This is a genomic window from Reyranella aquatilis (assembly GCF_020880995.1).
GTDB lineage: Bacteria > Pseudomonadota > Alphaproteobacteria > Reyranellales > Reyranellaceae > Reyranella > Reyranella aquatilis.
Window position 1 is genome coordinate 126,221 of record NZ_JAJISD010000011.1, and the last position, 22,882, is coordinate 149,102.

Sequence of the window (22,882 nt, forward strand, 5' to 3'; positions counted from 1 at the left end):
CCGGGATCAGGCGGCGGCGTCGAGCGGGGCAGTGCTGGGATCGTAGGCGAAGAACCAGTCAACCTCCGTCGGCCCGTGCATCCAGGTATTGGCGATGGAGATGCGCTGCACCTCGGCCACCCGCGGGATGCGGTTGGCCGCGTAACGGCGGAACGCCGCCTCGGTGTCGGTCGCCTCGACGATGCAGCGATGGAGAATGGCGGCATCCTCGATCGCCATCGAGCCGCCCGCGGCCATGAACGGCCGCACGGCGTGGCAGGCGTCTCCCATCAGAACGACGCGGCCCTTGTGCCACGTGTCGTTACGCGGCCGATCCATGATCGGCCAGACGGACACGTCGGTCGCCGCCTCGGCCGCCCGCAGCAGCTCGGGATGGAAGCCTTCCAGCGCCGACACGAAGTCGTCGCGCGTGCCAGGGATCGGCGTGCCATCGCCGTCCCAGCGATCGGCCGGGATGGCGGCCATGACATAGACCTCGTCCCGCCGCGCCGTCATGTAATAGACCAGCACGTGGCGATCGGGGCCCCACCATTTGGTGCAATCGCGGATCGCGAGGTCGCCGAGACGCTCGGCCGGGAAGACCGCCCTCGGGGCAATGCGTCCGATGAAGCGCGGCTGCTCGTGCCCGAGGATCTCGTCGCGCACGCGCGAGCGAATGCCGTCGGCGCCGATCACGATGTCGACCTCGGTGCTGGCACCATTGTCGAAAGTCAGCGTGATCCCGCCCGGCGTCTCTTCGAGTCCCGCCAGCCGATGACCGAACCGGATCGTTCCCGGCGCAAGCGGCGTCTGCAGGATGCGATGCAGGTCGGCGCGATGGATGTTGACGAAGGGACCGCCGAACCGCGCTTCGCAGGCGGCGTCGAAGACGAGTTCGTAGAGCGTCTCGCCACTGTCCCAGGCGCGACTGACGAAGGCATCGGGCCGAATGCCGGTTTCCGTGAAGCTGGGTTCGAGGCCGAGCGACCGCAGGACCTTGGCGACATTGGCCCCGAGGATGATGCCCGCCCCGATCCGCGAAAAGTTCGGCGTCTGCTCGTAGACGGCGACAGGATATCCATTGCGCTGCAACAGAGCCGCCACCGTGAGCCCCGCCAACCCGCCGCCGACAACTGCGATTCGCGTCTGCCGATCCATCCGCTTCACCTCGATCACGCGTTTCGAAGACCCTTCGTAGATTATTCGATATCGAATGAATAGAGGCCGGTTTGCCATTCCGAGCCCTTTGGGCGACATCGTATCCACCCATAAAGACCGAATTTCAGGCTGTTTATTGGTCATTTTGACCAAGAGATGAGCACCGGGCTCGGAGCGGCACGCTGAACTGCAGTATGCTTTTCGTTCGATATGGAATGAAATGTGCAAAGGCAATCGGAACGCTCAGTGGCGGCGATGGCGCCGCAGCCTGCCGGGGGCCTTCCCTGTTCGAACGAGGGTGTGATCTATGGAACTGCTTGGACGTCTCGCCGCCGCAATCGGCCTTGTCGCCGGCATGGCCGCGGCCAGTGCGGCGCCGGCCCGCGCGACCGATGTGAACTTCATCACCGACTTCGGCTTCAACGGACGCCACGCCTACTTCTACGTCGCGCGCGAGAAGGGCTACTACAAGGAAGCCGGCCTCGACGTGACCTTCCTGCGCGGCCAGGGCTCGGCCGATGCGATCAAGAAGGTGGCCGCCGGCCTGGCGACGATCGGCTTCGCCGATGCGGGCTCGCTGGTCCTGGCGCGCGGCAATGACGGCGTGCCGGTGAAGCTGGTCTCGATCGTCTATGCCCGGCCGCCGCAGGCCATCTTCGGCGTGAAGGGAACGGGCATCGCCTCGCCCAAGGACCTGGAAGGCAAGACCATCGCCGACACCGCGTCGAGTTCGGTCCGCCTGCTGTTCCCGGCCTTCGCCAAGGCGGCCGGCATCGACGCCAATAAGGTGAAGTGGGTCGTCGCGGAAGGCTCCGCCCTGCCCTCGCTCCTTGCCAACGGCCGCGTCGACGCGATCGGCCAGTTCTCGGTAGGCGAGCCGTTGATCGCGGCGGCGATCGCGCCCAAGGAAACGGTGCGCATCGCCTACAAGGATTCGGGCCTGGATTATTACGGGAACGGACTGATCGCGTCGGAGGAGACGATCGCCAAGCAGCCCGAACTGGTGCGCTCCTTCGTCAAGGCGACGATCAGGGGCATGAAGGATGCCTTCGCCAACCCGGCCGAAGCCGCCGCCATCATGGCCAAGTACCAGAAGGAACTGGCCCCGGCGATCATCGAGGGCGAGACCAAGCTGGTCGGCGAGCTCGCGACCGTGCCCGGCCAGCCGCTGGGCAGCATCAACCCGAAGAGCATCGCGGGCACCGTCGAGGTCATGTCTGCCAACTTCACCCTGAAGTCGCCCGTGCAGCCGGAGCAGCTCTACGCTCCGGGCTTCGTCGAATGATGGCGGCCGGCGGCGGACGTGGTGGCCATCGATCTCCAAGGGGTGAGCAAGCACTACCCCGGCGCAGCAGGAACGTCGGTCCATGCGCTCGGGCCGATCGACCTGCATATCCCGACCGGCAGCTTCGTCGCCGTCGTCGGCCCCTCCGGCTGCGGCAAGTCCACCCTGCTGCGGCTGGTCGCCGGCCTGGAGATGCCCGACGGCGGCACGATGATGCGCTACGGCACACCGCTCGATGCGCCCTCCCATGAGGTCGGCATCGTATTCCAGGAGCATGTGCTGTTCCCCTGGAACACAGTGCTGGAAAACGTCCTGCTTCCCGCCGACGTTCTCGCGCTTCCCAAGGCGGCAGCGCGCGAGCGCGCGCTGCGCCTTCTGGAGATGACCGGCCTCAGCGCTTTCGCCAACCATCGTCCCCAGATGTTGTCCGGCGGCATGCGCCAGCGCGCGGCGCTCTGCCGGGCACTGCTCGCCGATCCGCGCCTGCTGCTGCTAGACGAGCCGTTCGGCGCGCTCGATGCGCTGACGCGTGAGGAGCTGTCGCTCGAACTGTCCGGCCTCTGGCAGGACTTGGGACGCACCGCATTCCTGATCACTCACGACATCGAGGAGGCGATCCTGCTCAGCGACCGCGTGCTGGTCATGTCCCCGAGACCCGGACGGATCCGCGCCGACATCGAGATCGACCTGCCGCGCCCGCGCAATGCCGACACGCCCGCACTGCCGCGCTTCCAGGAACTGAAGCAGCAGATCCGCGATATCATCTTCGACCGCAGGGCCTGAGCGATGAGCGGATCTTCCTCCTCGCGCTTCGCCGACCGCGCCACCATCCCCGCGGTTTACCTGATACTTCTGGTCGCTTGGGAAGTGTCCGTCCGCGTGTTCGCGATTCCCGCCTGGATCCTGCCGGCCCCGAGCGAGATCGGCAGCACGGCGCTCAAATGGGCGCCCGAACTCGGCCTCAACAGTCTCGTGACCTTGCGCGAAACCCTTGTGGGATTCCTTCTGGCCATCGCGCTGTCGCTGCCGCTGGCGGTCCTGATCGCCCTGAACGCGACCGCCCGCAGGCTGCTCTATCCGATCTTGCTCGGTCTCCAATCGGTGCCCAAGGTCGCGGTCGCTCCCCTGATCATCCTATGGCTAGGTCTCTCGGAGTGGCCCAAGATCGTGATCGTCATCCTCGTGTGCTTCTTCCCGATCCTGGTCAATCTGATCGCTGGCCTGGAAGCGGCTCCTCGAACCATGCTTGACCTGATGCGGTCGCTCGGCGCCTCGCAGCACATGATCTTTCGGCGCCTGCGCATTCCGGTTGCGCTGCCGCACTTCTTCACGGGCTGCAAGGTGGCGGTGACATTCGCCGTCATCGGTTCTGTCATCGGCGAGTTCGTGGCGGCACAGGAGGGGCTCGGCTATCTTATCCTCATCTCGACGTCGCAGTCGCAGACCCCTCTCGCCTTCGCCGCCATCGCGCTGCTTACGCTGCTGAGCATCGCTCTCTTTCACGGCATCGAATGGATCGAGCGCCGGGTGATCGACTGGACGCCCTGAGCGTGGCCGTGCAAACCCTTTCACGGAGGGCGGGGTCCGCCACGGACCAACGGCAGCCTGGGCGGCATCGGGGCCTCGCCCTTGCCAACGGAGGAAAGATGGTCAGCGGCAAGCCACGAAGCGAACGCACTCCGGGGCCCACGGCCGCGAAGCCGAAGCGGCAGGGCCGGCGGCCGACGGCAAGTGCCCGGGCCGCCCGCGACCAGGTCGATGCGATTTTTTCGCAGTGGCGCACCGAACGGCCCGACATCGATACCAGCCCGGTGCAGATCTACGGCCTCGTTGCGAGGATCCAGATGCAGTGCACCGCCTTCATCGAGGAAGCTCTCGCCCCCTTCGACCTGACCCGCGGCACATTCGACGTTCTGACGGCTCTGAGGCGCGCCGGCACGCCCTACTGCCTCACGCCCAAGCAATTGGTTCAATCGCTGCTTTTGAGCGGGGCCGGTCTGACGAGCCGGCTGAACAAGCTCGAATCCCAGAATTTCATCGCCCGGCTCGCCGAGCCGAGCGATCGCCGGACGCTGCGGGTACAACTCACCGCGGCGGGAGAAACCGTCATCAACGAGGCCATCCCACGGGTTTTCGACGTTCAGCGCAGCCGCCTCAGGATACTCGGCGACGACGGTCAGAAGCGACTGCTTGAGGAACTTTCACGCTTTGCCGCCGCGATCGACGACTGGCCGGGCTAGCCCCGGCCGCCTGGCCGGGGCGGCGGCCGCGTTACGTCAGCCGTGCTTATGCTGCGCCTTCTCGAAGGCCTTCTTCTGATCGCCCGAAGCTTCCTTCTGGTGCCTGGCCTTCCATTCCTCGTAGGGCATCCCGTAGACGATCTCGCGGGCCTTGGGATCGGCGATCTCGATGCCCTGCTTGCCGGCTTCCTCGCGATACCAGCGCGACAGGCAATTGCGGCAGAAACCGGCCAGGTTCATCAGGTCGATGTTCTGGACGTCTGTGCGTTCCTGCAGGTGCGACACCAGACGCCGGAAAGCAGCGGCCTCGAGTTCGGTGCGGGTCTTGTCGTCCATGATGCTCTCCTGAACCACAGGCTAAAGGCGTGTCCGGGGATATAGGCTCAGGCCGCAGTATAAACCAGCCGGCAGGGGCGATCCCGGCGCATGCATCCGTCCCTCTTTGAGGTGATGGGGCAGCAGGTGGCTGTGAGGTCCTTCCGGCGAGCGGCCGCCCGGCGGCGGGATCGGCTGATGGACTTCGAGCGTGGCGAAGGCCGACGCGAAGACCCGCGTAGGGCTGGCCTTGCCGATTGCCGGCCCGGCCGGATTCTCCGCCGTCAGCAGCGGCCTGCCGATCCCCGCCTCCAGGGCGCGGCGGGTTTCCGCGTCGTCCTCGCGCAGGCGCACCAGCATGTCGATATGAGGAACGCCGATCCCAAGATCGAACGTCACCGCGTCCAGCGCATGGATCACCGTCCGCCCGCTCGCCGGCCGCGCCGAGCAGAAGGCGATTTCGCGGGTACGGCCTTTCTCGTCGACCAGGGCGAACGGCTTGACCTCCGCGAGGTCGCCGACCCGCAACGCCCCGCGCCGGCTCGACACCGACAGGTTCTCTGCGTCGACGACGAGACCGGGCTCGCCCTCGTCGTACTGGAATTCGCCGATGGCGCCCCAGGTCCCGACGCTCCAGCCGTTCGCGGCATCGGCGAGGTGACGTCGCACGAGATCGCGCGGCGCTTCCGAGAGTTCGACGCAGTTCATGAGAGAGCCTTTCCGACGGCGCTTGAGATCGCGGGCGCCAGCCGCCGGCCCCAAGCCCGCGCATCTTCCGGCGTGCCCATGAGATCCTGCCGGACCTCGAGCGAACAATGCGGCAGCGCCCGCGGCCGGGCATGGGCGGTCAGCGTGTATTCGTAGGAGGCGCGCGCCGAATAGGGCTCGTTGTCGCCCACGACCAGCGAGGCGTCGCGGCGCAGTTCCGCGAGCAGCGGTTCGGGCAGGCGCGCATCATCGTTCCACAGCACGCCGACGTGCCAGGGGCGCACGAAGCCCTTCATCACCGGCGTGAAACTGTGCATCACCAGCAGGCAGATCGCGCGGCCGCCCTCCGTCATCGCATCGAGCAGCCGGTCGACCTCGCGGTGATAGGGCCAGAAACAGGCCTCGGCGCGGGCGTCGACCTGCTCCTTCGTAAGCGCTCGGTTGGCGGGCACGACGGTTCCGTCGCTGATCTCGGGTGTGGAGCCTTCGCCGCCCGGCCAGCGATTGCAGTCGATCACGAGACGGGAATAGCCGGACGACACCAGCGGTGCATCGAGCGTCTTCGCCAGTTCGATGGCGGCGTCGAGACCGCCGATGTCCCAGCCGATGTGGCGCGCGAGCTCGCTCCCGGGGATGCCGAGATCCCCCAGCGCCCGCGGCACCGCCTTGCTGGCATGGTCGCAGAGCAACAACAGCGGCGCCCTGCCCTGCTCGTTGAAGACGGAAAACGGAGGCGGATCGCCCGGCCCGAGCAACGGTTGCATCGCGCCCCTATAGTGCGAAGATCGGGCAAATGAAAGATGCCGATGCCCGCGCCCTGTTGCGCGCTCTCTTCGATGCCGCCCTCGCCGCCGCTCGTCCCGCGACCTGCCTCGCCCCCTACATCGCGAAACTGCAGCCGCCGAAGGGGCGCACGATCGTCATCGGCGCGGGCAAGGCCAGCGCCGCCATGGCGCGCGCGGTCGAGGATCAGTGGCCGCATCCACTCGAAGGACTGGTCGTCACGCGCTACGGCTACGGCGAGACCTGCAAGCGAATCGAGATCGTCGAGGCCGCGCATCCCGTGCCCGACGACAAGGGCCGCCAGGCCGCCGGCCGCATCTTCGAGCGCGTGCAGGGACTCAGCGCCGACGACCTCCTGCTTTGCCTGATCTCCGGCGGGGCCTCCGCGCTGCTGTCGCTTCCCGCCGAGGGGCTGACGCTGTCCGACAAGCAGAACGTCAATCGCGCCCTGCTGAAATCGGGCGCCAACATCGTCGAGATGAACACGGTGCGAAAGCATCTCTCGGCGATCAAGGGCGGCCGTCTCGCCATCGCTGCCCAACCGGCGCGCGTCCTCTCCTGGCTGATCTCCGACGTGCCGAACGACGATCCCGGCGTGATCGGCTCCGGTCCGACCGTCGCCGACAAGACGACGTTCGCCGATGCGCTCGCCGTGCTGGCCAAGTACCGCATCGATCCGCCCGCCCCGGTGCTGAAGCATCTGCAGGACGGCGCGGCCGGTCGCATCGAGGAGACGCCGAAGCCCGGCGATCGGCGCCTGAACGACGTCGAGACGATCATGGTCGCCACGCCGCAGCGCTCCCTCGACGCCGCGGCGGCCGTGGCCAAGGCGCACGGCGTGGACGTCGTGATGCTGGGCGACAATCTCGAAGGCGAAGCCCGCGAACTGGGCGCGGCGCACGCCCGCCTGGCCATCGACACGGCGCAGCGCGGCGGCAAGCCGGTGGCAATCCTGTCCGGCGGTGAGACCACCGTCACGGTGCGTGGCAAGGGCCGTGGGGGCCGCAACGTCGAATACCTGCTGGCCCAGGCCATCGCGGCGGGCGGCACGCCCGGCATCTGGGGCCTGTCGGCCGATACCGACGGCGTCGACGGGGCGGAGGACATCGCCGGCGCCGTGTTCACGCCCGACACGCTCGCCCGCGCACGCGCGGGGGGCTGCGATCCGCAGGCCCTGCTCGACGACAATGACGGTCATGGCTTCTTCGAGAGACTGGGCGACAGCCTGATAACCGGGCCGACGCGCACCAACGTCAACGACTTCAGAGTCACCCTGATCGCACCATGACGACCTATCCAGGGTCCTGCCATTGCGGCGCGATCGCCATCGCGCTCACGTCGGACAAGAAGCCGGAGGAAATGCGCGTCGGTCGCTGCGGCTGCAGCTTCTGCCGGCGCCACGGCGCCCGCACCATGGGCGATCCCGGCGGTAGCGTCGAATTTCGCGCCGAACCGGGCACGCTGTCGCGCTATCGGTTTGGCCTCGGCATCACCGACTACCTGCTCTGCGCCCGCTGCGGCACCTATGTCGGCGCCGTGATGCCGGGCGAAAGCGGCGCCATCGGGATCGTGAACGTGAACGCACTCGATCTCCGCGACACTTTCGATGCTGCACCGCCGTTGCATCACTATGACGGGGAGGACGAGGCGCGTCGGCGCGCCCGGCGCCGAAAGTTCTGGATGCCGGCAACGGTCATCGCCTAACGTCGGACCATGGCCATTCTCGGAGTTATCGCCGACGACTTTACCGGCGCAACCGACATCGCGGGCATGCTGGTCAAGGGCGGCATGCGCACGATCCAGACAATCGGCGTGCCGGCGAAAGGCACGATCCCCGACGACGTCGATGCCGTCGTCGTGGCGCTCAAGACACGCTCGATCCCCGCCGCCGACGCGGTCGCCCAGTCGCTTGACGCCCTGAAGGCGCTGCAGGACGCGGGCTGCGTGCGGTTCTTCTTCAAGTACTGCTCGACCTTCGATTCGACCGACGCCGGCAACATCGGCCCCGTCGGCGACGCCCTGCTCGACGCGCTGAAGGCCAAGCAGGCGATCTACTGCCCCGCCTTCCCGGTGAACGGCCGCACGACCTTCTTCGGCCACCTGTTCGTGGGCGACCTGCTGCTGTCAGATTCGCACATGAAGCACCATCCGCTGACGCCGATGACCGACGCCAGCCTGGTGCGCGTGCTCGCACGGCAGACGCCCCACAAGGTCGGCCTGGTGGCACTGAAGCAGGTCCAGTCGGGCTCGGCCGTGCTGCGCGCGGCGCTGGACAGGCTCGCGGCCGACGACGTGCGCCATGTCGTGGTCGATGCGGTGGCCGACACCGATCTCGGCATCATCGGCGAGGCGATCGGCGACGATGTCCTCGTGACGGGCGGCTCGGGCGTCGCCCTCGGTCTTCCGGCCGCCTATCGCCGCCGCGGCCTGCTCGCCCATCGCGCCGGCGCCGGCGCTCTGCCGAAGGTCGAGGGTGCGTGCGCAGTCGTGGCGGGTTCCTGCTCGGCCGCGACACTCGGCCAGATCGCGACCTTCAAGGGCCCGCATCTCGCCCTCGACACGGACGCGATCTGCCGCGGCGAGGACGTCGCCGGCAAGGCGCTCGACTGGGCGAAGGACAAGCTCGGCAGCGGGCCGATCCTTCTCTCGGCCAGCGACAAGCCCGAAAAGGTCAAGGCCCTGCAGGCGAAGTACGGCGTCGAGGCATCGAGCCAGGCCATCGAAAAGACGATGGCGGGGCTGGCGCGCGGCCTGGTGGCTGCCGGCGTCGGCCGGCTGGTCGTCGCGGGCGGCGAGACGTCGGGCGCCGTCGTGAGCGCGCTCGACGTGACGGCACTGCGCATCGGCCCCGAGATCGATCCCGGCGTGCCGTGGACCGCCTCGGTCGGTGCGAAGCCGATCCTGCTTGCGCTGAAGTCCGGCAATTTCGGCGCCCCCGATTTCTTCACGAAGGCGTTCGACCGGCCATGAGCACCGCAGAAACCAAGATGCGCGAGCAGATCTGCGCGCTGGGCGCCAAGCTCGCCGCGCGCGGCCTGTGCCCCGGCACCTCGGGCAACATCAGCGCCCGCATCGCCGACGGCTGGCTGATGACGCCGACCAATTCGTCGCTGGGCGAACTCGAGCCCGGCCAGCTCTCCAAGATCGACCTCTCGGGCAAGCATGTCGCGGGCGATCTCCCGACCAAGGAAGCGCTGCTGCACCGCTCGGTCTACGACGTGCGGCCCAAGGACGGCGCCATCGTGCATCTCCATTGCACGCATGCCGTGGCGATCTCCTGCCTCGATCCGTCCTGCCACCACAATGCCGAGACAACCCTGCCGCCGATCACGCCCTACTTCGTGATGCGGGTCGGCAAGCTGCCGCTGGTCCCCTATTTCAAGCCGGGCGATCCGAAGCTGGCCGACGCCATCCGAGACTATGCCAAGGGCCATCGCGCCGTGCTGCTGGCCAACCACGGCCCGGTGGTCGCGGGAACGTCGCTGTCGGCCGCCTCGGCCTCGATCGAGGAACTGGAAGAGACGGCCAAGCTGCATCTGCTGCTACAGGGCTTCAAGCCCCGCATCCTGTCGGATCGCGAAGTGCGCGACGTCGAAGAAGCCTATCCTTCCTGATTGGACCAAGAAGAATGCCCAAGCTCGCTGCCAATCTCTCCTGGATCTACCAGGAAGTGCCGTTCCTGCAGCGCTTCGGCGCCGCCGCCGCGCACGGCTTCAAGGCCGTCGAGATCCTGTTCCCCTACGAGGCGCCGGCCGCCGACATCGCCGCCGAGTTGAAGAAGCACAAGCTGACGCAGGCACTGTTCAACCTGCCGCCGGGCGACGCCAGCAAAGGCGAGCGCGGACTGGCGGCTCTGCCCGGCCGTGAAGCCGAGTTCGCGGCGGCCATCGACAAGGCGCTGGACTATGCGCAGGTGCTGGAGTGCCGGACCCTGCACGTGATGTCGGGCATGATCGCGCCGGGCGCCGACGTGAGAGCGATGCACCGCACCTTCGTCTCCAACCTGAAGAAAGTCTGCGATCGCACCGCCAAGAGCGGCATCACCATCGTGCTGGAGCCGATCAACCATCGCGACATTCCGGGCTACTTCACCAACACGACAGACCAGGTGAAGGCGATCATCGACGAAGTCGGCGCGCCGCATCTGCGCCTGCAGCTCGACCTCTATCACCTGCAGGTCACCGAGGGGGACCTGCAGAAGCGGATGGAGCGCCTGTTTCCCATAACTTCGCATGTGCAGATCGCCGGCAACCCGGATCGCAACGAGCCCGATCTCGGCGAGGTCAATCACCTCTACCTGCTCGATGTGCTCGACCGCCTCAGTTACGACGGCTATGTCGGGCTCGAATACAAGCCCAGGACGACGACCGGTGCCGGTCTCGGTTGGGCGAAAAAATACGGCATCGAGGCCTGATCCATGACCGACAAGAACACACCCGTCGTCGCTTTCGTGGGCCTGGGCTCGATGGGCCTCGGCATGGCGAAGAACCTGCTGAAGCACGGCCACAAGGTGATCGGCGTCGATCCCAGCGCCGCCGCGCGCGACGCCTTTGTGGCCGCGGGCGGCACCACGGCCGCCACGCCGGCCGAGGCCGCCAAAGGCGCCGACGTGGTGATCGTGGCCGTCGTCAACGCCCAGCAGGTCGAGACCGTCCTCTATGGCGAGGGCGGCGCCGCAGCGTCCCTGCGCAAGGGCGGCCTCGTGATGCAGTGCGCCACCTGCCCCGCCGCCTTCGTGCGCAAGCTCGACGAGCGCCTGGCGGCGAGCGGCCACGATCTGCTCGATGCGCCGATGTCCGGCGGCCGGGCGCGCGCTGAGTCCGGCGAACTCACTTTCATGTCCTCGGGCAATGCCCAGGCCTACGCCGCGGCGGAGTCGATCCTCTCGGCTACCGCCGCGAAAGTGTTTCGTCTCGGCGACAAGGCCGGCATCGGCTCACTGGTGAAGACGGTGAACCAGCTCCTGGCCGGCGTGCACATCGCGACGGCTGCCGAGGCGATGGCGCTCGCGGCCAAGGCCGGCGCCGACACGCGCGCGGTGTACGAGGTCATCTCCGCCAGCGCCGGAAATTCCTGGATGTTCGGCAATCGCGTACCCCACATGCTCGACGACGACTACACGCCGCTCTCCGCCGTCGAGATCTTCGTGAAGGATCTCGGCCTGGTGCTCGATACCGGCCATGAGCTGCGGTTGCCGCTTCCCTTGGCCGCTGCCGCTCATCAATTGTTCATCGCGGCGGCGGGCGCCGGCTGGGGCAAGCTGGATGACGCTGCCGTCGTAAAGGTCTACGAACAGGCGGGCGACTTCAAAGTGTCGTCACCGGCAAAGTAGACTGGACCGATGCATCGCAGCCGTTTCACCAAGATCGTCGCCACCCTCGGCCCCGCTTCCGCGACCACCGAGCGCCTGCGCACATTGTTCGAGGCCGGGGCCGATGTCTTTCGCCTGAATTTCAGCCACGGACAGCATGAGGACCATCGCAAGCGCGTCCAGCAGCTCCGCGCGCTGGAGAAGGAATACAAGCACCCCATCGCCATCCTGATGGACCTGCAGGGCCCCAAGCTGCGCCTCGGCACCTTTGCGAAGGGTCCGATGGAACTGAAGAAGGGACAGCGGCTGCGCTTCGACATGGATCCGGCACCGGGCACGGCCAAGCGCATCCCCCTGCTCCATCCGGAGATATTCAAGGCCGCGAAGCCCGACGGCCTCCTGCTGATCGATGACGGCAAGGTCCGCCTGCGCATCGTCGAGCACGATGCCGAGACGATCGACACGGTCGTCGAGGTCGCCGGCCCCATCAGCGATCGCAAGGGCGTCAATCTGCCCAACCTTGTCCTGCCGATGTCGCCGATGACGCCGAAGGATCACAAGGATCTGGTGTTCGGCCTGTCGCTCGGCGTCGACTGGGTGGCGCTGTCCTTCGTGCAGCATGCCAACGACATCGCGGAGCTGAAGAAGCTGGTCGCCGGCCGCGCCGCCGTGATGGCCAAGCTCGAGAAGCCGCAGGCGATCGAGCATCTCGACGAGATCATCGAGCAGAGCGACGGCATCATGGTCGCACGCGGCGACCTCGGGGTGGAAATGCCGCCCGAGGCCGTGCCGCCGCTGCAGAAGCGCATCCTCGCCGCCTGTCGCGTCGCTGGTCGTCCGGCAATCGTGGCGACCCAGATGCTGGATTCCATGGTCCATTCGCCGACGCCGACTCGCGCCGAAGTGTCCGACGTGGCCACCGCCGTCTATGACGGCACGGACGCCGTGATGCTGTCCGCAGAGTCCGCCTCCGGCGACTATCCGGTCGAAGCCGTCACGATCATGGACCGCATCCTGAAGAGCGTCGAAGGCGATCCCCTCTATCGCCGCCTCATGGATGCCAGCCGCCGCGAGCCCGAGGCGACGACCGCCGATGCGATCAGCGCGGCCGCCCGCCAATGCGCCCATACGCTCTCCGCCGCCGCGATCGTCACCTACACCAACACCGGCTCGACGACCCTGCGCGCGGCCCGCGAGCGGCCCGACGTGCGCATCCTGTGCCTCACGCCGAACCACGACACCGCCCGGCGCATGACGCTCACCTGGGGCGTGCTTCCGGTGCAGACGGAAGACGCGCACAACTTCGCCGACATGGTCCAGCGCGCCGTCCGCATCGCCCGCCAGCAGGGCATCGCCCAGGAAGGCGAGCGCCTGGTCGTCACTGCGGGCGTCCCGTTCGGCACCCCTGGCGCCACCAACATCCTGCGGATCGCCTACGTCTGACGGCCTGGGCCACACCGCACGACCCGCGCACGATTTCGGGCGAGGGATGATCGTCGGCGTGTCCCCGTAAGCTCTCGTGAAGACACAACGAGAGGTTCCATGGCTCGCCGCAATTTCGCCACCGTTGACGCTCTCCTCGCCCTCGGCTGCGTCGTCATCTTCGCAGGTGGCGTGCTCGCGCAAAGCCCTTCCGGGCAGGGAGTGCCCGCCCGCGGCGGGCCCCCGGTCGAGCAGATCGCGTCCGATCTCGGCCTGCCCACCGACCGGGTGCGCGAGGCCTTCCGCAAGGTCGGTCCGCCCCAGCACGCCGAGCGGCAGCAACCGACCGAGGCGCAGATGAAGAGTCACGTCCAGGCTCTCGCCACCGCGCTGAACGTGTCGGCCGAAAGGCTCATGCCGGTGCTGGAGAAGTACCGTCCGGCGTCGCCGCCCCGCGGCGATAACCCGCCCAGCAAGTCCGGAGACCGGTCGTGAAGCGCCGTCGCCTATCACTCGGCTGGATCGACTTCCTGGTAATTGCCGCCTCAATCCTGACCTTCGCAGCCGTCGCCGGAGCCACGATCGGACGCGGTTGACACAATCCATCTTGTTATCGCCGCAGTCCGGTCCCGGGGCCGACTGAAACGGCAATCATAAGCAACCATTCCAGCCCAGACGAAACTCCAAGAGGCCATCATGCAAACCGGCCAGAACAAGCCCCGGGCCATCGCCATTCCCCAAGAGTATCGCCGGATGCGTTTTTCCTTGGTCGATCTGCTGGTCGTCGTGGCCGCGCTCCTCACCCTCGCCGTGGTCGTCGATGCGGCGACCGGCCGGGCCAAGGCCGCCCCCACTTCCACCTCGTCGCTGATCGAGGCCGAGGTCAGTCAGCTTCCGCACGACACGGATCTGCTCAAGGCCCGCATCCGCCTGGCGACGGGCCTGTAGGCGCCGCGTCTAGACTTTGGGGCGCCGGTCAATGACCCGGCGTGCCTTGCCCAGGGATCTTTCGATCCCGCCCGGCGCGGCGATCTCCACCTCGGCCGTCAGCCCGCACATGCCCTTGAGGCGCTGTACAAGATCGGCGACGGACCGGGCCCTCTCCTCTTCTTCCTGAGCCTCGCGCGCCTCGGCGCGCACCAGCAGGTCGTCGAGCGCGCCGCTGCGCGAGAGTTCGATGACGTAATGCCCGCTCAACGCCGGGTCGCGCAGGATCTGTTCCTCGACCTGGCTCGGGAACAGATTGACGCCGCGCACGATCAGCATGTCGTCGCTGCGGCCGGTGATCTTGGCCATGCGCCGCATCGCGGTGACCGAGCCCGGCATCAGCCGCGTGAGATCGCGCGTGCGGTAGCGCACGACGGGCATCGCTTCCTTCGACAGCGTCGTGAACACCAGTTCGCCGGGCTCACCCTCGGCAACCGGCCGGCCTGACACCGGATCGATGATCTCGGGATAGAAGTGATCCTCCCAGATCGTGGGCCCGTCCTTGCTCTCGACGAACTCGCAGGCGACGCCCGGGCCCATGACCTCGCTCAGGCCATAGATATCGACCGCGTCGATGCCCAGCCGCCGCTCGATCTCGGCGCGCATCGCCTCCGTCCAGGGCTCGGCGCCAAAGATGCCGATGCGCATCGCCGTGTCGCGCGGATCAATGCCCTGACGCTCGAACTCGTCGGCGATCGCCAGCATGTAGGACGGCGTCATCAGCACGACACGGGCGCCGAACTCGCGGATGAGCTGGACCTGCCGTTCGCCAAAGCCGCCCGACATCGGCACGACCGTGCAGCCGAGCCGCTCCGCGCCGTAGTGCGCGCCCAGGCCGCCGGTGAAGAGGCCATAACCGTAGGCATTGTGGATGATGTCGCCCGGCCGCGCCCCGCCGGCGTAAAGCGAGCGCGCCATCAGCTCGCCCCAGGTGGCGATGTCCTTCGCGGAATAGCCCACCACTGTCGGCCGTCCCGTCGTCCCGCTCGAGGCATGGACGCGCACGCAGCGTTCACGCGGGATCGCCAGCATGCCGTAGGGATAGGCGTCGCGCAGGTCGCCCTTTTCCGTGAACGGAAAGCGCGACAGATCGTCGAGGGTCCTGAGATCCTGCGGATGAACGCCCGCCGCCTGGCATTTGGCGCGATACGGCGCCTGGTTGTCGTAGGCATGGCGGAGCGTGGCGCGCAGCCGCTCGAGCTGCAGCGCCCGCAGCGCGTCGAGCGACATCGCGAGTTCGGGAAAGAGCTCTGTCATTTGCTGTCGAAGCCCAGGCGGCGATAGGCGTAGCCGAGGCCGATCAGCGCCGCGCCGAGGCCCAGGAACGAGAAGACACGCAACAGGCCCTGCAGCCCCGCCATGTCGATCAGAAACACCTTGGCGACCACGATGCAGACCAGGGCCATGCCGGCATGGCGAAGCGCCGCGGCCTTCCGCAGGAAGCCCAGCGCCAGCAGCGCCACCCCGAACAGCAGCCAGGCGATCGAGTAGGCATAGAGTTCGAGTCCCCGCGCCTCGAAGCCAAGCCGCTCGAAGCCCGGATCGAAGAAGTGGCGCACCTCGAACGAGACATAGGCGAAGGCCAGGATCGAGGCGACGCCACCCACGACCATGACGAGCCGCCGGTCCGGCTCCACGTCCGCCACCCAGCGCCGCGCCAGCGCCGCCAAGGCCGCCGGTACCGCATAGGCCAACAGGAGTCCGTTGAGGATCGGCAGCCGGCCGACATCCGCCGGCTGGACCACGGGACTGGCCACCAGCACCTGCAGGAAGAGCACGACGGCGACGGCCGGCGCGCTGCTCAGGCGCCACGCCCACAGCGCCACGACGTCGCCGTCGAGCCGCGTCTTCCAAAGCGCCGCCAGGGCGAAGGCGCCCCACACCAGCACGTAGAAAGCGCGCTCCATGAAGCTCGCACCCAGCGTCATCATGGTCGTCGGCTGGAAGACGCTGCGCACCTCGAGCGTCAGCAGGACGAAGACCAGCAACGCTGCCGCGGCCTCCACCGAACGGACGAGCCGCACGTCGCCGGTCGGCCGCAGGAAGCGCAGCGCCACGACCAGGGCGGCGACCGAGATACCGTAGCCCCAGAGCATCCAGTTGAAGATGGGCGTGAGGCCGATCGGATATTTCAGGATCTCCGGATTGACGACGAAGCGCACGACCACGATGACGAGCAATGGCCAGCAGAGCCGCCGCAGGGCCACGAGGCCGAGCTGCGCGGCGATGGCAGCGACGGCCGCCAGCTCGACCGCATAGGCGACGGTGATCCACTCGCGATTGAGTTCCAGCGGGATGGCCGTGCCGATGAAGAAGGTGACGCCGGCGGCAAGGAAGCCCAGCGCCTCGGTGCCGCCCGGCATCGTCTCGCGCCAGCGGGTGAGGCGCTCGGCGCCGACGAAAAACGGCACCGCGAGGCCGATGCTGATCAGTCCCCACGGCACGCCCGGCGACGTGCCGCGCAGCACATACCAGGCGAACAGGAAGTGCGAGAGCGCGGCCGAGACCGAGAGCGCCGCCCAGAAGCCCGGCCGCGGCGCATTCCACAGCAGCGCAAAAGCGGCTGCCGCATAGAGGCCGCCGAAGCAGGTTGCCAGCCAGCCGAACCGGTCGACGTCCCAATGGGCCGGCACGCCGCCTGCCGTCCACCACCACAAGGCCAGCGCCGCCAGCGACAGCGCCGGCGCGAGTCCGCCCACGAACTGGAAGCGCGGCGTCCAGCGCGCGAAGGCCAGGGTTCCGACCCCGTGCGCTGCCAGCGCGAGCCAACCCGTCGTCTGCTGACCGGAATCCTGCGCAATCGCCAATACGAGCAAGCCGCCTGTGACCGCTAGCGAGGCCCAGACCAGCGCCAGCACGTCCCTCGGGGGATTCTCGCGCTCCAGGATGCGTCGCCACGACGCCCAGACGAAGAGCCCGGCGAGGGCCACCAGGAAGAGCCCGACCCAGTGCAACTCGGGCTGTTCGGGATCGGCCAGCATCCAGATCACGGTCCACAGCGCCGAACCCGCCAGCACACCCCAGCCCAGCATCCACCAGCCGCGCACGCGGATGACCGTCAGGGTGCCGGCGGCAATCGCCAGCAGATAGCCGAACAGGACCGGCGTATTGGGCTGCTCGCTGCCGATGATCGCGGGACTGAGGAAACCGCCGACGAAGGCCAGGCCCGCGACGAAGATGCCATAGCGCAGCGAGAGCGTGATGGCGAAGGCGGTTAGCGCCGCGGCTCCGCCGCCCGCGGCGACCTTGGAGATCATCCCGTACAGCGCCACGGCGGACAGCAGGGAGCCGTAGAGCGCGGCGACACCGGCGGCGGCAAGGGCCTGCGACACGCGATCGTCGCGCGGCCGTATCCGCTCTGCGCCCGCGATCAGCGCGAAACCGAACAGGGCCGTGAGGATCACGCGGACTTCGGGTGAAAGATAGCCCTCCTCGATCGAGTAGCGGACGAGGAAGATGGCGGCGAGGGCCAACGTGATTGCGCCCACCCACAGAAAGGCACGCGCCCCAAGCCTCTGCTCCCATCCCGCCCCGACGGGCTCCAGGATTGGCGGGCCGACCGGCGGCGCCGCGGTCGTTGCCGCGACTGGCAGATCCGCGCCGATGACGATGGCGTCCGGCTCGGCCTTCGACGACGCCTCCGGGTCAGGCCCGGGCTCCGGCATGAACGGCGGCGCCGGGGGTGGCGGCACCGCGGCGTCGACAGGCGTGTCTTCCAGCGGCGTCGCGAGGGCAGGTGGTGGCAGCGGTTGCGCGCGCGATGCCGCAACCTCGCGCCTCAGGGCCGCAAGATCTGCGGCAAGCCGTTCGTTCTGGCGACGCAGGCCCGACGTGCGGACCAGCGCCATGATGGCGATCAGCGGCGTGCCGAGCGCCCAGGCGATCCCGACGAGGATGAGGAAGATTTCTTCCACGAAGGCTCCGGGATCGCCTTGCCCTGGTCCCTACTCCGCCGCGACGCGGGCAGCCTGCGAGGCGAAGGCCGCGCGGTTGTCCCGGGCGACGATGCCGCGCTTCACCACCAGCCGGTGGTTCTCCTTGCGCGCCGCACGCTTGATGTCGGCCAGCACATCGCCGTCACAGACCACGAAGTCGGCGACGTTGCCTTCCTTGATGCGGCCGTGATCGGCCAGGCGCATCAGGTCGGCGGCACTCGCGGTCGCGAAGAACAGCGAATCGCGGCTCGAGATGCCGATGTCGCACATGAACTCCAGCTCGCGCGCATTCTCGCCGTGGCGGTTGTGCGGCGTGCCGGCGTCGGTGCCCATGGCGATGCGGCCGCCAGCCGAGTAATACATCTTGGTCGCGGCGATGTGCCGGTCGAACACTCGGCGGCTCTTGTCGATCACATAGTCGGGGATCGAGCGGTCGCCCTCGTCGTAGCCCTTGAGGATGTTCTTCACGGCCGCCAGCGTCGGCACCAGCCAGACGCCGCGTTCCTTCATCTCGCGGCAGCATTCCTCGTCCATGAAGATGCCGTGCTCGATGGAATCGATGCCGCCTCGCACGGCGTTCAGGATGCCCAGTGCACCCTGCGCATGGCTGGCGCAGCATTTGTGGAAGCGATGCGCCTCCGAGATGCCGGCCTTCATCTCCTCGGCGCTGTAGTGCGCATCCTCGGGATTGACGCCGGCGGTCATGACGCCGCCCGTGGCCATGATCTTCACCAGGTCGGAGCCGGCATGGACCTGCTCGCGCACCGCCTTGATCACTTCGTCCACACCATCGGCGACACGCCCGACGCGATTGCCGTGACCGCCGGTCATGCAGATCATGCGGCCGGCGCAACGCATCGTCGGGCCGAGAAAGCGCCCGGCATTGTAGGCGTCGCGAATGGCGAACTCGATATAGTCTTTGCCGCCGCAATCGCGCACGGCAGTGACGCCGCCTTCCAGCGTCTGGCGCATGAACTCCATTCCGCGCACGGTCAGCTGGGCCGCGCTCAGGCGATCCTGCACGGCGCCGGGATTGCCCTCGGCGCCCGACAGCGAATGGACATGGCAGTCGATGATGCCGGGGATCAGCGTGGCACCGGACGTGTCGACCCGCTCGCCGGCAAAGCCCTTGAACTCGCCTGCCGGGGCCACGCGCTTGATGCGGCCGCCTTCCTCCAGCACCGCCTGCCCGTCCTGCACCTTCTCGCCGTCGAACAGACGGCCGCCGACATACAGCGTGGCCATGGAATCACTCCTGAATTGAAACGTGAAATGACTTTGCCCCTACCCTTCCGGATGGGCAAGCACCGGCCGTGTCACCTCGACTGCCGTGCACGCATAGCGAATCTGGAGGGAAGCGAGCCCCACGCAGCGGGGAGGTATCGCTGCGTGGGGTCGACCGTTCGTTCGCAGCTGTGGGAGCCGCGAGCACGAACCGTCTCGGCACCCGCTTCCTGGCGCCGACGCGGCACTCGGGGAAATGCAGCGCCAAGCGATGATGATCAGGTTCGCTGACGCCGACCTTACGCGGTCGGTGCACTACAGTCAGGTGGACGGGCGTCCGCAGCCCAATGGATCGGCACCGCCGCTGCCGTCTCCGTCCAGCGCCCTGAGTCGATTGATCTCTCCGTCGATCCCCGCGATGTGCGGGTTCCATTTGCGGGCGAGTTCGAAAGCGGCAATGGCGCGCGCGTTCTCGCCCATCTCGGCGCGGATCATGCCGAGGCCCGAGTAGGCACCGAAGTGGCGAGGCTCGCGCTTCACCGTCTCGCAGATGTCGGCGAGCGAGGCCGTGAAGTTGCCCATCAGCCAGTGGACCGTCGCCCGCTTGTTCCATGCTTCCGGGAGATCCGGTGCCACGTCGATCAGGCGCGTGAAGGTATCGATCGAGGTCTTGAACTCCTGCTGCTGCATCTCGGCAATGCCGCGCATCATCATCGCGCGTTGGCTCATGTCGGGCACCATCACCCACTGCTCCCAGATTGCCGCCTCCAGCGAGCGGATCGCGGAAGGATCGGTGGCTGCCTGCAGCTTCGCGAAGAGTGTATCGAGCACGGTGCCGCTCCCGGCGCTCTGCGCCTGTACGTCGATCGTGAGGATCAAGCTGAGCAGGGCGGCGAGGCAAGTGCGAAGAACGATCATAGTCCTCTCCTGCAGCCCCGGAATATCAAGGATCCTTCGAACTCCCTCGGTCAGCCGAGCGCGGCGGGCTTGGGGCCGCCCGTCGCCCAGTCGAGCAATTCCACCGTATGGGCAATCGGGATGCCGGTACCCGCGGCGATGTTGCCGATGCAGCCGAAATTGCCGGCGGCGATCACATCGGGTTTCACGCTCTCGATGTTGGCCACCTTGCGGTCACGCAGGCGGCGCGACAGTTCGGGCTGCAGTACCTGGTAGGTGCCCGCCCAACCGCAACAGAGATGGCCTTCCGGCACGTCCTTCACGACGAAGCCGGCATCGCGCAGCAGCTTCTTGGGCGGTTCGATCACCTTCTGGCCGTGCTGCATCGAGCAGGCCGAATGGTAGGCGACAGTCAGTCCCTTTGGCTCCACGTTCACGAGGCCGATATCGAGCATCACTTCGCTCACGTCCCTGGCGAGCTTTGCGACCTGCAGCGCCTTCTCGTGCCACTCGGGCTCGTCGGCCAGCATGTTGCCGTAGTCCTTGACCGTCGTGCCGCAGCCCGAGGCGTTGATCACGATGGCGTCGAGCCCCGCCCCGTCGATCTCGCGCAGCCAGGCGGTGATGTTGGCCTTGGCCAGCGCGATCGCCTGCTCGTTTTGCCCGACATGCAGGACCGACGAGCCGCAGCAGCCGGAGCCCGCAACGTTCACCACCTCGATGTCGTGGCGGGTCAGCAGCCGCACCGTCGCTTCGTTCACTTCCGGCGCCAGCACCTGCTGGCCGCAGCCCGGCATCAGCGCCACGCGCTTGCGGCGCATCCCCTTGGCCGGAAAGGTCTGCGGCCGGTCGACCGGCGACGGCGACGGCACGGTGTCGGGCACCGCGTCGAGCATGGCGCGCAGGCGGCGCAGGAAAGTGGCGCCGCCCGGATCGGTGCTGGTCGCGGGCAGCATCGGTGCCAGCGGCTTGGCAAGGCGGCCCAGCACCATGGCCCAGCGGAACGCCGCGGGCCGCGGCATCAGCCAGGCCAGCAGCCCGCGCATGAGGCGATCGGCCGGCGCCCTCTCGTAACTCTCCTCGATGCGGTGCCGGCCATGGTCGACCAGGTGCATGTAGTTCACGCCCGAGGGGCAGGTCGTCATGCAGGACAGGCACGACAGGCACCGATCGACGTGCCGCACCTCCTGGTGCGTCGGCGCCCGGTCGCCTTCCAGCATCGCCTTGATCAGGTAGATGCGGCCACGCGGACTGTCGCGCTCGTCACCCAGCAGCACGAAGGTCGGGCAGGTGGCGGTGCAGAAGCCGCAATGCACACACTTGCGCAGGATGTGCTCGCTGCGCGCGTTCTCGGGATCGGCAAGCTGGGCCAGGGTGAAATTGGTTTGCACGTCAGCCCACCCGGCCTGGATTGAAGAGACCCTTGGGGTCGAAGCTTTCCTTGACCCGCCCGGCCAACGCCGCGAGCGCGGCGGGTTGCGGCTGGAACACCGGCACCGCGGCACGCACGGATTGCGGCGCCCGGATCAAGGTCGCATGACCGCCCGTCGCGCCCAGCGCCCCGCGTACGATCACATGGTCCGCGTCGTCCGAAGGCGGCAGCGCCAGCCAGATCAGGCCGCCCGACCAGTCGTAGTAGGCCTGCGCTCCGGAACGCTTGGCCTCGATGCGGGCCATGATCGCGGGCCCTTCCGTGGGTGGACAGGAAATTTTCCAGACAACGGCATCGGGCGCGGCGTTCAGCGGCGTCACGTCCCGCACCTCGCGCCAGAAGGTTCGGCTCTCCAGGGTGCCGAGCTCCTGCATCTTCGCGCCGGCGTCGGCCATCAGCTCGCGCAGGCCCTTGAGCCGGGCCTCGACCGAAGGCGCCACGCCTTCGAGGCGCAGCGCCGTGCGGCCCGGCAGGTGGGCGGCGCCCGAGACTTCGTGCGGGCTACCCATCGCCGAGCACATGGCGCGCACTGCCGACGCATCGTCGAGGCCAAGCAGCAGCAGCGTCGCGGTCTGGTCCGGTGCCGGCAGCACCTTGACCGAAACCTCGTCCAGAACGGCGAGCGTGCCCCACGATCCCGCCACCACCTTGGAGAGATCGTAGCCGGTGACGTTCTTCATCACGCGGCCGCCCGACTTGAAGGCCTCGCCGCGCCCGTTGACGCCGCTGAATCCCAGCAGGTGGTCGCGCGCCGCACCGGCCGAGAGACGGCGTGAGCCCGCGAGATTGCCCATGACGGCGCCGACGAGAGTGCCCTGCCCCGGTTCCCGGCCGAGCAGCGGGCCGAGGTCGGGCGGCTCGAAGGCCAGCATCTGGTTGCGCTGGGCGAGCAGCGCCTCGACCTCGCGCATCGGCGTGCCGGCGCGCAGCGTCACGACCAACTCTTCCGGCGCGTAGTCGACGATGCCGGAGAGACCGGAGAGATCGAGCATCTGGTCGCACTGCATCGGCTTGCCGAGCGCCAGCTTGCTGCCCTCGCCGCGCACGTCGAGCGTGACGCCCTCGTTCAGCGCCCACTCCACCGCCTGCCGCAGCTCCTTCGCGTCGCGCGGCTTGATCGTGCTGGTCATGGGAGCGCGCAACTCCAGTTGCGCATTCTTTCATGAGCATGAGCGCAACTGGAGTTGCGCGCTCCTGTGAGGGCGA

23 protein-coding genes are annotated in these 22,882 nt (G+C 67.8%); 13 read left to right on the forward strand and 10 right to left on the reverse strand.

What is annotated here, in order from left to right:
• Positions 1-6 precede the first annotated feature (6 nt).
• Positions 7-1,137, reverse strand: a complete 1,131-nt coding sequence (locus LJ725_RS22655; RefSeq protein WP_230553222.1) for an FAD-dependent monooxygenase — start codon at positions 1,135-1,137, stop codon at positions 7-9.
• A gap of 307 nt (positions 1,138-1,444) precedes the next feature.
• Between LJ725_RS22655 and LJ725_RS22660 the strand changes: the two genes are divergently transcribed.
• From LJ725_RS22660 to LJ725_RS22675, 4 genes are all read left to right on the forward strand, one after another.
• Entirely contained in the window at positions 1,445-2,422 is a 978-nt protein-coding gene (locus LJ725_RS22660) for an ABC transporter substrate-binding protein (RefSeq protein ID WP_230553223.1), read from the forward strand.
• Between the two features lie 21 nt (positions 2,423-2,443).
• Positions 2,444-3,205: an ABC transporter ATP-binding protein gene (locus tag LJ725_RS22665; RefSeq protein WP_230553224.1), complete on the forward strand. Its 762-nt coding sequence runs from the start codon at positions 2,444-2,446 to the stop codon at positions 3,203-3,205.
• A 3-nt stretch (positions 3,206-3,208) separates the two neighbouring features.
• Entirely contained in the window at positions 3,209-3,970 is a 762-nt protein-coding gene (locus tag LJ725_RS22670; RefSeq protein ID WP_230553225.1) for an ABC transporter permease, read from the forward strand.
• A gap of 98 nt (positions 3,971-4,068) precedes the next feature.
• On the forward strand, positions 4,069-4,662 hold the full coding sequence (locus LJ725_RS22675) for a MarR family winged helix-turn-helix transcriptional regulator (protein ID WP_230553226.1): 594 nt from the start codon (positions 4,069-4,071) through the stop codon (positions 4,660-4,662).
• Positions 4,663-4,698: 36 nt separating this feature from the next.
• On the opposite strand, the gene LJ725_RS22680 is transcribed toward LJ725_RS22675, so the two are convergent.
• From LJ725_RS22680 to LJ725_RS22690, 3 genes are read right to left on the reverse strand one after another with little or no spacing between them, the layout of a single operon-like run.
• The gene (locus LJ725_RS22680; RefSeq protein WP_230553227.1) at positions 4,699-4,998 is read right to left on the reverse strand and encodes a DUF1244 domain-containing protein; all 300 of its coding nucleotides are present in this window, start codon (positions 4,996-4,998) and stop codon (positions 4,699-4,701) included.
• A gap of 21 nt (positions 4,999-5,019) precedes the next feature.
• On the reverse strand, positions 5,020-5,685 hold the full coding sequence (locus LJ725_RS22685; protein ID WP_230553228.1) for a DUF6925 family protein: 666 nt from the start codon (positions 5,683-5,685) through the stop codon (positions 5,020-5,022).
• A complete protein-coding gene (locus tag LJ725_RS22690; RefSeq protein WP_230553229.1) occupies positions 5,682-6,449 on the reverse strand; it encodes an N-formylglutamate amidohydrolase in 768 nt (255 codons plus the stop codon). Before LJ725_RS22690 ends, LJ725_RS22685 begins: the two co-directional genes overlap by 4 nt.
• A 29-nt stretch (positions 6,450-6,478) precedes the next feature.
• On the opposite strand from LJ725_RS22690, the gene LJ725_RS22695 reads away from it, so the two are divergent.
• The 9 genes from LJ725_RS22695 (at position 6,479) to LJ725_RS22735 (ending at position 14,149) form a co-directional block, all read left to right on the forward strand.
• Positions 6,479-7,756, forward strand: a complete 1,278-nt coding sequence (locus LJ725_RS22695; protein ID WP_230553230.1) for a glycerate kinase type-2 family protein — start codon at positions 6,479-6,481, stop codon at positions 7,754-7,756.
• On the forward strand, positions 7,753-8,172 hold the full coding sequence (locus LJ725_RS22700) for a GFA family protein (protein ID WP_230553231.1): 420 nt from the start codon (positions 7,753-7,755) through the stop codon (positions 8,170-8,172). The genes LJ725_RS22695 and LJ725_RS22700 overlap by 4 nt, the downstream gene beginning before the upstream one ends.
• A 9-nt stretch (positions 8,173-8,181) precedes the next feature.
• The gene (gene otnK, locus LJ725_RS22705; protein ID WP_230553232.1) at positions 8,182-9,438 is read left to right on the forward strand and encodes a 3-oxo-tetronate kinase; all 1,257 of its coding nucleotides are present in this window, start codon (positions 8,182-8,184) and stop codon (positions 9,436-9,438) included.
• A complete protein-coding gene (otnC, locus tag LJ725_RS22710) occupies positions 9,435-10,082 on the forward strand; it encodes a 3-oxo-tetronate 4-phosphate decarboxylase (protein WP_230553233.1) in 648 nt (215 codons plus the stop codon). The genes otnK and otnC overlap by 4 nt, the downstream gene beginning before the upstream one ends.
• Positions 10,083-10,096: 14 nt before the next feature.
• Entirely contained in the window at positions 10,097-10,882 is a 786-nt protein-coding gene (gene otnI / locus LJ725_RS22715) for a 2-oxo-tetronate isomerase (protein WP_230553234.1), read from the forward strand.
• A 3-nt stretch (positions 10,883-10,885) separates the two neighbouring features.
• Positions 10,886-11,800 carry an L-threonate dehydrogenase gene (ltnD, locus tag LJ725_RS22720; RefSeq protein WP_230553235.1) on the forward strand — a complete coding sequence of 305 codons (915 nt, stop codon included), beginning with the start codon at positions 10,886-10,888 and terminating at the stop codon, positions 11,798-11,800.
• Positions 11,801-11,809: 9 nt separating this feature from the next.
• Complete coding sequence (pyk, locus tag LJ725_RS22725; protein ID WP_230553236.1) at positions 11,810-13,222, forward strand: pyruvate kinase; 1,413 nt, start codon at positions 11,810-11,812, stop codon at positions 13,220-13,222.
• Between the two features lie 99 nt (positions 13,223-13,321).
• Positions 13,322-13,696 carry a hypothetical protein gene (locus LJ725_RS22730; protein ID WP_230553237.1) on the forward strand — a complete coding sequence of 125 codons (375 nt, stop codon included), beginning with the start codon at positions 13,322-13,324 and terminating at the stop codon, positions 13,694-13,696.
• A gap of 201 nt (positions 13,697-13,897) precedes the next feature.
• Entirely contained in the window at positions 13,898-14,149 is a 252-nt protein-coding gene (locus LJ725_RS22735; RefSeq protein ID WP_230553238.1) for a hypothetical protein, read from the forward strand.
• Between the two features lie 9 nt (positions 14,150-14,158).
• On the opposite strand, the gene paaK is transcribed toward LJ725_RS22735, so the two are convergent.
• The 6 genes from paaK to glcE form a co-directional block, all read right to left on the reverse strand.
• The gene (gene paaK, locus LJ725_RS22740; protein ID WP_230553239.1) at positions 14,159-15,445 is read right to left on the reverse strand and encodes a phenylacetate--CoA ligase PaaK; all 1,287 of its coding nucleotides are present in this window, start codon (positions 15,443-15,445) and stop codon (positions 14,159-14,161) included.
• Entirely contained in the window at positions 15,442-18,102 is a 2,661-nt protein-coding gene (locus LJ725_RS22745) for a DUF2339 domain-containing protein (protein WP_230553240.1), read from the reverse strand. Before LJ725_RS22745 ends, paaK begins: the two co-directional genes overlap by 4 nt.
• Positions 18,103-18,132: 30 nt before the next feature.
• Positions 18,133-19,368 (reverse strand): metal-dependent hydrolase family protein, encoded by a 1,236-nt coding sequence (locus LJ725_RS22750; RefSeq protein WP_230553241.1) that lies wholly within the window; start codon positions 19,366-19,368, stop codon positions 18,133-18,135.
• 300 nt (positions 19,369-19,668) lie between these two features.
• A complete protein-coding gene (locus LJ725_RS22755) occupies positions 19,669-20,265 on the reverse strand; it encodes a tetratricopeptide repeat protein (RefSeq protein ID WP_230553242.1) in 597 nt (198 codons plus the stop codon).
• A 50-nt stretch (positions 20,266-20,315) separates the two neighbouring features.
• Entirely contained in the window at positions 20,316-21,635 is a 1,320-nt protein-coding gene (gene glcF / locus LJ725_RS22760) for a glycolate oxidase subunit GlcF (protein ID WP_230553243.1), read from the reverse strand.
• Between the two features lies 1 nt (position 21,636).
• Positions 21,637-22,806 (reverse strand): glycolate oxidase subunit GlcE, encoded by a 1,170-nt coding sequence (gene glcE, locus LJ725_RS22765; protein WP_230553244.1) that lies wholly within the window; start codon positions 22,804-22,806, stop codon positions 21,637-21,639.
• Between the last annotated feature and the right edge of the window lie 76 nt (positions 22,807-22,882).

What these genes read in the sequence shown, in the direction of transcription:
- LJ725_RS22655 (WP_230553222.1), bottom strand. Translation starts at nt 1,137, where the DNA reads ATGGATCGGCAGACGCGAATCGCAGTTGTCGGCGGCGGGTTGGCGGGG.
- LJ725_RS22660 (WP_230553223.1), top strand. Translation starts at nt 1,445, where the DNA reads ATGGAACTGCTTGGACGTCTCGCCGCCGCAATCGGCCTTGTCGCCGGC.
- LJ725_RS22670 (WP_230553225.1), top strand. Translation starts at nt 3,209, where the DNA reads ATGAGCGGATCTTCCTCCTCGCGCTTCGCCGACCGCGCCACCATCCCC.
- LJ725_RS22675 (WP_230553226.1), top strand. Translation starts at nt 4,069, where the DNA reads ATGGTCAGCGGCAAGCCACGAAGCGAACGCACTCCGGGGCCCACGGCC.
- LJ725_RS22680 (WP_230553227.1), bottom strand. Translation starts at nt 4,998, where the DNA reads ATGGACGACAAGACCCGCACCGAACTCGAGGCCGCTGCTTTCCGGCGT.
- LJ725_RS22685 (WP_230553228.1), bottom strand. Translation starts at nt 5,685, where the DNA reads ATGAACTGCGTCGAACTCTCGGAAGCGCCGCGCGATCTCGTGCGACGT.
- LJ725_RS22690 (WP_230553229.1), bottom strand. Translation starts at nt 6,449, where the DNA reads ATGCAACCGTTGCTCGGGCCGGGCGATCCGCCTCCGTTTTCCGTCTTC.
- LJ725_RS22695 (WP_230553230.1), top strand. Translation starts at nt 6,479, where the DNA reads ATGAAAGATGCCGATGCCCGCGCCCTGTTGCGCGCTCTCTTCGATGCC.
- LJ725_RS22700 (WP_230553231.1), top strand. Translation starts at nt 7,753, where the DNA reads ATGACGACCTATCCAGGGTCCTGCCATTGCGGCGCGATCGCCATCGCG.
- otnK (WP_230553232.1), top strand. Translation starts at nt 8,182, where the DNA reads ATGGCCATTCTCGGAGTTATCGCCGACGACTTTACCGGCGCAACCGAC.
- otnC (WP_230553233.1), top strand. Translation starts at nt 9,435, where the DNA reads ATGAGCACCGCAGAAACCAAGATGCGCGAGCAGATCTGCGCGCTGGGC.
- otnI (WP_230553234.1), top strand. Translation starts at nt 10,097, where the DNA reads ATGCCCAAGCTCGCTGCCAATCTCTCCTGGATCTACCAGGAAGTGCCG.
- ltnD (WP_230553235.1), top strand. Translation starts at nt 10,886, where the DNA reads ATGACCGACAAGAACACACCCGTCGTCGCTTTCGTGGGCCTGGGCTCG.
- pyk (WP_230553236.1), top strand. Translation starts at nt 11,810, where the DNA reads ATGCATCGCAGCCGTTTCACCAAGATCGTCGCCACCCTCGGCCCCGCT.
- LJ725_RS22730 (WP_230553237.1), top strand. Translation starts at nt 13,322, where the DNA reads ATGGCTCGCCGCAATTTCGCCACCGTTGACGCTCTCCTCGCCCTCGGC.
- LJ725_RS22735 (WP_230553238.1), top strand. Translation starts at nt 13,898, where the DNA reads ATGCAAACCGGCCAGAACAAGCCCCGGGCCATCGCCATTCCCCAAGAG.
- paaK (WP_230553239.1), bottom strand. Translation starts at nt 15,445, where the DNA reads ATGACAGAGCTCTTTCCCGAACTCGCGATGTCGCTCGACGCGCTGCGG.
- LJ725_RS22750 (WP_230553241.1), bottom strand. Translation starts at nt 19,368, where the DNA reads ATGGCCACGCTGTATGTCGGCGGCCGTCTGTTCGACGGCGAGAAGGTG.
- LJ725_RS22755 (WP_230553242.1), bottom strand. Translation starts at nt 20,265, where the DNA reads ATGATCGTTCTTCGCACTTGCCTCGCCGCCCTGCTCAGCTTGATCCTC.
- glcE (WP_230553244.1), bottom strand. Translation starts at nt 22,806, where the DNA reads ATGACCAGCACGATCAAGCCGCGCGACGCGAAGGAGCTGCGGCAGGCG.